This window comes from Roseofilum reptotaenium CS-1145 (genome assembly GCF_028330985.1).
Classification (GTDB): domain Bacteria; phylum Cyanobacteriota; class Cyanobacteriia; order Cyanobacteriales; family Desertifilaceae; genus Roseofilum; species Roseofilum reptotaenium.
The window spans coordinates 112,495-119,518 of the sequence record NZ_JAQMUE010000070.1 but is presented as its reverse complement, the minus strand read 5'-3'; the positions used below and the strand labels follow the sequence as shown (position 1 = coordinate 119,518).

The following is a 7,024-nucleotide window of genomic DNA, read 5'->3' as shown; positions in this document are numbered from 1 at the left end:
GTGTAGGACTAACTACCTCTGGGGTTGGCTTAACTATGTCTGGTGTAGGTCAAACCATGTCCGGTGTAGGACTGACCACCTCGGGTGTAGGACTGACCACCTCGGGTGTAGGACTGACCACCTCGGGTGTAGGACTAACTACCTCTGGGGTTGGCTTAACTATGTCTGGTGTAGGTCAAACCATGTCCGGTGTAGGACTGACCACTTCGGGCGTGGGCCTGACCACCTCGGGTGTAGGACTAACTACCTCTGGGGTTGGCTTAACTATGTCCGGTGTGGGTCAAACCATGTCCGGTGTAGGTCAAACCATGTCTGGAGCCGGTTTAACTATGTCTGGTGTGGGACAAACCATGTCCGGAGCTGGTATGGAAATGCCGACTATGTCTGGTGTACATATGTCTGGAGTAGGCTTCTCTGCCCCTCCTATTCAACCGCGCAAGTTCTGGTTGGTAGCTGATGCAGAACTCATTGTATATGGTGCAACGGAACCTGATGCTACAGTGACCATTGGTGGTAAACCGATTAAACTCAATCCAGATGGAACATTCCGATTCCAGATGTCTTTCCAAGATGGTTTAATTGATTATCCGATTATGGCAGTTGCGGCTGATGGAGTACAAAACCGTTCTGTTCATATGCAATTTACCCGCAAAACCCCTTCTCGTGATACGAATACAAAAGAAGAGGCAGTTTTAGAATGGGTTGAATCGTAAAGATTCTTGCTCTGGTGAGTCAAAAAATTAATTTCCGTTTTTAGTGATACCCGATTTAGCTTTTAAACCGGGTTTTCTTCTGCCAATCATCCAAAACCATACAGCGATTTCTGCTGTCGCGGACCTCAAGAGGTGACAAGGAGGCTTAAGGGTAGAGAGATCAGAGCAGAAACTGCTGTAATCCACCATACTCCTAGGGTAGGGAGCCATAAGAAACGTTGCCAGGCATCCCCTTTTAACTGCGAATTTGAACTGGCATTAATAAACAAGTCATTTGGATCGCACCAAGGGGAGACAAAATTACCGGTTTATCGGCTGTATTGACCTGAATTTTCAACTCTTGGGAAGGAATAGCCTTGAGTGCATCGACCAAATATTTCACATTAAAGGCAATTTGCAAATCTTCTCCGGAAATGGTTGCGGAAATGGACTCAGTTGCTGAACCTACATCCGTTGCTTCGACAGACAGAATGACTTCTTGAGTCTCACCTTGGAGGCTAAACATGATCACATTATTTTTCTGATCGGCGAGAATGGCAATCCGTTCGACTGAGCTTAACAGTTGGCGGCGATCGAGATCGATTTGCCGTTCAAAGACTTGGGGAATGAGTTGTTCATAAGCCGGATATTGGCCGTCTAGGGTGCGACAATTAAGGCGACAAGAGGGAAGTTGAAATACAACTTGGCCCTCGTCTACAGTTAAATCTACGCTGATGTCTTCTTTGTGTGAACCAATCATGCGTTCAATTTCCCGCAGAGCGCGACCGGGAACGGTGACTTCAAAGGGAATATTGGACTGAATGGGAGTCACATTTTCTTCTTCATCTTTTTCTGTACTGGTGGTGACAACGGCTAGACGATGACCATCTGTAGCGGCAAATTCTACGCTATCTTCTTTAACGGTTAAATGAACTCCGGTTAAGACTTGTTTGGTTTCGTCTAAGCTGGTTGCAAACAAACAGCCACGCAACCCTTCGAGAATAGCTGCTGAGGGAAGGGTAAGGATTTCGCCAGTGTCAATGATGGGTAAGGCTGGATAGTCTTCAGGGTCAAGTCCTCGGAGTTGATAGCGTCCGCAGGAGCAGGTAATGGTTACATTTGGGTCAAGGGTTTCGCCATCATCAGAGTCAGTCTCTAGGGTGAGATCGCCTGAAGGGAGTCGAGAGATCATGTCATTGAGGAGTTTAGCAGGAAGGGCCAGATCTCCATCTTCTTCTACCGTGGCGGGAAAACGAGCTTGAATACCCAGACTGAGGTCGAAAGCCGTGAGACTCACTTCTTGATTTTGGAGATCGGCAATAAACCGAACGTTACTGAGAATGGGTTGAGAGGGACGCGACGGAATAGCTCGACTCACGAGGGAGAGGTTAGTGCTAAGGTCACTTTGGGTACAGACCAGTTTCATGGATGCAGATCAATATCAGATAGCTCGATCTAGTTTACAGGGACTGGGGGAAGACAGGGGAGAGAAATGATTGCCTTTGTCCCTATTCCTTCTTGAGAGGTGAGACTAATACTTCCCCCATGGCACTCTACAGCATATTTAACAATGGAGAGTCCTAAACCGGTTCCTTTAATCGAGCCAACATTAGAAGCTCGTTCAAATTGGGTAAAGAGTTTGGGTTGATAGTCTGGTGGAAATCCAATCCCTTGATCTTCAATAACAAAGATAACATCCGTGGCTGTCAGGGAGATGTCCAGGATAATGCGTCCCCCATCTGGTGAGTATTTAATGGCGTTGGAGAGTAAGTTCCCTAAAATATGGTAGAGCAATTTAATATCGCAGGAGGCAATAATTTCCGGTGGTGACGCTTGCACGATGATTTGATGCTTCTCAGTGGCGATCGCCTCAAAATTCTGGACAATGGATTCAGTCAATTCCACCACATTGACCTGTTGGGGTTCAAAGGTTATTTTTCCCGCATCCGCTTGATGCAGGGTGAGAATATCTTCGAGCAAGCTATTCATGTTCTTAACTGAAGACTTAATCCAGTCTAAATGCTTCTGTTTTTTTTCTTCCGATAATTTATCGCCATAGTCTTTGAGCATCTCTGCCGATACTTGAATCGTTGTTAAGGGATTTCTCAAATCATGGGATGTAATCGATAAGTAGCGTGATTGTTCTTCGCTTTTGGCATGGGCAAGGGATAAAGATTTACGGAGAATTTGATTTTCTTCCCATTGTTTCAATGCCATTTTCATGGTAGCATACAATTCTCTCTCTTTATAGGGTTTGAGTAAATAACCATAATAATTAGTCTCTTCTGCTCTCACCAGGGTGTCATCATCAGCATAAGCCGTTAAATAGATGATCGGAATAGACTGAAACTCATTGATTTTTTGAGCAGCTTCAATGCCATCCATATCTCCCTCTAGAACAATATCCATTAAGATCAAATCTGGCTGATTGATTTTGCTATACTGGATGGCTTCTTCTCCAGAAGCGACAATCTCTATGACCGGATATCCCAGTTTTTTTAATTTTCTAGCCAGTCCTTTAGCAATCAACAATTCATCTTCTACAATTAAGATTTTAAGGTTTCCCATAATTACCACCTCCGAGGATATTTGAGTTCCAAGAATTTCAACCGAATATGAGTTCCTATACCGGGAATTATTTCTGGCTTAGTTTTTAGTTGATCGGCCAAAGTGCAGACCAATTCTAATCCCATGGTATCCACTTGGCGAATATCAAAATTAGCGGGCAATCCAATCCCATTATCTTTTACCTCTATAGTGATGACCCGATCTTCATTTTTTTCTAGTCCTACCCAAATGATATCTTGATGGTTTTGAGGTTTGTTAGGAAAGGCATGTTTTAAGGCGTTAGAGACTAATTCATTAACAATTAATCCACAAGGATTAGCTGTTTCAACATTCAGGTGAATGGGATTTAAATTTAAGATCAACTCAACCTTTTGTTCTCGACCTTGATAGGAATCCAATAATCCTGCGACTAAAGATTCTAAGTAATCATCCAATTGAACCCGATCTAGATTTGTGGTTCTGTACAATTTCTCATGAATTAATAACATCGAATAAATTCGATTTTGGCTGTCTGATAAGATTTTTATTAGACTGGAATTTTCTAGATATTCAGACTGCAATTCCAAGAGGTTAGACACGACCATTAAATTGTTTTTAACCCGATGATGAATCTCCTTGAGTAAAACCTCTTTTTCTCTCAGAGAAGCTTTAAGTTTTTCTTCGGCTTGTTTGCGATCGCTAATTTCTTCAAATACCCAAATATAATAATGATTCTCCCCAGAAGTCTTGCGGACTAAGGAGATCGTGACATGACCCCAAACTATTTTGTTATCCTTACAAATATATTGACTCTCTATAGTTTCACTGGGATTATCTTCAGTCAATATACGGTCGATAGTGCCCATCAATTTCCCTAAATCTTCTGGAGCAGTAATATCTTCAAACGTTCTTGATAGCATTTCGGGGCGATTATATCCAAGAATATCACAAAATTTCTGATTGACTCGGAAAAAATGCCCATTTAAAGTCACAATTGCCATGCCCACAGCGACCTGCTCAAAAATTGCTCTAAATCGTTCCTCACTTTCCCGCAGTGCTTCCTCTGCTTTTTTGCGTTCGGAAATATCTCGAAAAATTCCACAATTATATTCTTTACCATTAAACTTTAAATAATTCATCCGCACTTCTACGGGAATCGGCACACCACTGCTTGTCCAAAGAATCGATTCACAGGTTAGAGATTTTAACTGACGTAATTCATGCCAACGATCTTGCCAACTTTCAGCAGAATAGAAGGTATCAATTTGATAAAACTTCAGATTTAATAACTCCGATTGCTCATATCCCAATGTTCGACAAGCTGAGTCATTCACATAAAACAATTGTGCCTCAGTAGACATCAGGACTACGATATCGCCTAGGCGATTGAGAGTAAATTGAGTTAATCGTAATTGTTCTTCAATTTGCTTACGTTCGGTAACATTTTCATAGGTTCTCAAAATTCCTACTACTTGATCTTTAGCATCATGGAGAGGAATCGTATTGGTATCAATCCATAAACGAGTGCCATCTTCTTTCAGCTTGCTTTCTATTCGATGGTATTCTGGGTGATTGCGATTCATGACTCGACGATCGCCCTGTCGATACCAATCGGCCTCGTCGCGAGTCCAAAACAAATCATAATCCGTTTTCCCCACAATCTCTTCTGGGGTAGATAACCCAGCTAACTGGGCAAAATTCCGATTACAGCCCAAATACATCGAATGTAAATCTTTCCAAACAATAAATTGAGGAATGTTATCCATCACCAATTGCAACAACTGCTTAGAGCGCCTCAATTCCTCCTGAGCGTGGTGGCGATCGCCAATTTCCTGACGCAACTGCTCATTGACTTCCTGTAACTGGGCTGTGCGCTCCTGTACTCGCTGCTCTAACTCAGCATTCAACCGTTGCAGTGCTCCTGTTCTCTGCTCCACAATCATCTCGAGCTGTTCCCGAATATTCTGAAGTCGCAGCTCTGCCTCCTTACGATCTGTAATTTCCCGTGCTACCCAAACGACCGAAGTCTTAGAAATCGGTGAAATATGACTCGTAAACCATAAATCTCGATTGCCTTGGCGCACACTATACTCGAACGTTACAGGATACTGACGGGCAAGCGATCGCTCAATTTGACTGCGAAAAATTTCAGTTTGGTCTCCATCCCAAAACAACTCCAAAGTCTGATTGACAATATCCCACTGAGGATGGGCGAACATCATCGGATGGGTCGGAATGACCTCAATTTCCTGAAGATCGGCATCCAAAACCAAAACAACATCCTGCATCGCCTGAAAAATAGAGCGCATCTGCATTTCTTTATCTAACACAACCCTGGATTCTTGAACCCCAGACTCGACTTCTTGCTCTGACTCAAGGTTCTTGCTTACGGATCTTGCAGCTCTCCCCTCACCCCAATAAAGATCCCTACACCTTCTTCGTAGAACTTTATTTTCTGCCTCTAATTCTCGAACCCGATGCTTTAAGCGCTCAAGCTCCTCAACTCGCAACTCATCCACGGGCAATCACTCCCTAGCATGAACTCTCACTCCTTCTATATTGGCATTTTCAGGGCGTGATCGCGCTCACTTACGAGGCTTTAGCTCAGTCACTCACAGAACTTAGGTACTATCACCCTCTTTCCATAGCTCTATCACTGAGAAACTTCAAGGGATGTTCGATAGTAGAATAGTAGAGTTCAAGTGATTTGGAAATGCTATTTTCTATTGATTCTCATCATTCATCCCCAATCAAATTTCCTGTACCTGGCAGCCCCTTTGAATTAATTTCTGGAGGACGGGGCAATCCTTATGCTGCTAACCCTCCCAGGGTATTGGCGATCGCCGCAGATCCTCAACTACGCTCTGAGATCCGTACCCTGATGAGCAATCAAGGCTACGCCGTCACTGAAGTGGATGGAGCAATAGCTGGGTTACGCCTAGCTCAACAAACGGAGCCAGATATTATTTTATTAGATGGTTCACTCTCCGATGGCGATAGCCTCACCTGTTGTCAACAGTTGCAAACCTTGTGGTATGCCAAAACGACCTCCGAGACTCCAGGGATTTTTATGCTCCATTCCCTAGATGATCCAGATTGGGTCACTCAAGCCTTGAATTTGGGCATTGTCGATATGATTGCTAAACCCATTCATGGCACGCTCCTAGTACAACGGGTGAAACGCTGGTGGGAACAAACTCAAAAGTTTCAGGAACTCACCGATGCCAATCAAGAATTGCAACGGTTAGCAGGTATCGATCGCCTCACCCAGCTAGCAAACCGTCATTACTTTGATGAAACTTTGGAGAGGGAAGTCCGACAAATGAAACGGGCCCAAACTCCCTTATCCTTGATTCTGGCGGATGTGGATTATTTTAAGCTCTATAACGATTGCTACGGCCATCTTCAGGGCGATCGCTGCTTACAAGAGATTGCCCAAGGTATTCAGAGAGCCGTCCGTCGTCCCCAAGATTTAGTCGCTCGCTACGGTGGAGAAGAATTTGCGGTGATTCTACCTCAAACCGATGCAATTGGAGCGATCGCTGTAGCCCGAAATATTCGCCACGAAATCAGGCAACTACACATTCCCCATGCTCAATCTGAGGTCAGCGACTATATTACCCTCAGCTTAGGCATTGCCTGTGCCTTTCCAGAAGACAACTGTTCAGCAATACAACTGATTCAAGCGGCTGACCGAGGATTATACCGAGCTAAAGAACAAGGTCGCGATCGCCTGGAAGAATCCGATGAACCCAGTGAGTACTCCTTGTAACTGTGCTGTCTGG

The 7,024-nt window shown here is 44.0% G+C and carries 4 protein-coding genes and 1 pseudogene; 2 read left to right on the top strand and 3 right to left on the bottom strand.

The features are described from left to right. Positions 1 to 713 (top strand): annotated as a pseudogene (locus tag PN466_RS11850) (DUF4912 domain-containing protein); the annotation flags it as partial. Positions 714 to 948: 235 nt separating this feature from the next. Here PN466_RS11850 and dnaN read toward each other — a convergent pair. The 3 genes from dnaN to PN466_RS11835 are packed head-to-tail and all read right to left on the bottom strand — an operon-like array spanning position 949 to position 5,569. Continuing rightward, positions 949 to 2,118: a DNA polymerase III subunit beta gene (gene dnaN, locus PN466_RS11845; RefSeq protein ID WP_271939841.1), complete on the bottom strand. Its 1,170-nt coding sequence runs from the start codon at positions 2,116 to 2,118 to the stop codon at positions 949 to 951. Between the two features lie 29 nt (positions 2,119 to 2,147). Further along, complete coding sequence (locus PN466_RS11840) at positions 2,148 to 3,260, bottom strand: hybrid sensor histidine kinase/response regulator (protein ID WP_271939840.1); 1,113 nt, start codon at positions 3,258 to 3,260, stop codon at positions 2,148 to 2,150. A 2-nt stretch (positions 3,261 to 3,262) separates the two neighbouring features. Next, positions 3,263 to 5,569 (bottom strand): PAS domain S-box protein, encoded by a 2,307-nt coding sequence (locus PN466_RS11835; RefSeq protein ID WP_271939839.1) that lies wholly within the window; start codon positions 5,567 to 5,569, stop codon positions 3,263 to 3,265. Positions 5,570 to 5,952: 383 nt separating this feature from the next. On the opposite strand from PN466_RS11835, the gene PN466_RS11830 reads away from it, so the two are divergent. Continuing rightward, entirely contained in the window at positions 5,953 to 7,011 is a 1,059-nt protein-coding gene (locus PN466_RS11830; protein ID WP_271939838.1) for a GGDEF domain-containing response regulator, read from the top strand. Positions 7,012 to 7,024 lie beyond the last annotated feature (13 nt).

Bases quoted from the DNA above. Each gene is read 5' to 3' on its own strand.
- PN466_RS11830 (WP_271939838.1), top strand. From the start codon at position 5,953: ATGCTATTTTCTATTGATTCTCATCATTCATCCCCAATCAAATTTCCT.
- PN466_RS11840 (WP_271939840.1), bottom strand. From the start codon at position 3,260: ATGGGAAACCTTAAAATCTTAATTGTAGAAGATGAATTGTTGATTGCT.
- dnaN (WP_271939841.1), bottom strand. From the start codon at position 2,118: ATGAAACTGGTCTGTACCCAAAGTGACCTTAGCACTAACCTCTCCCTC.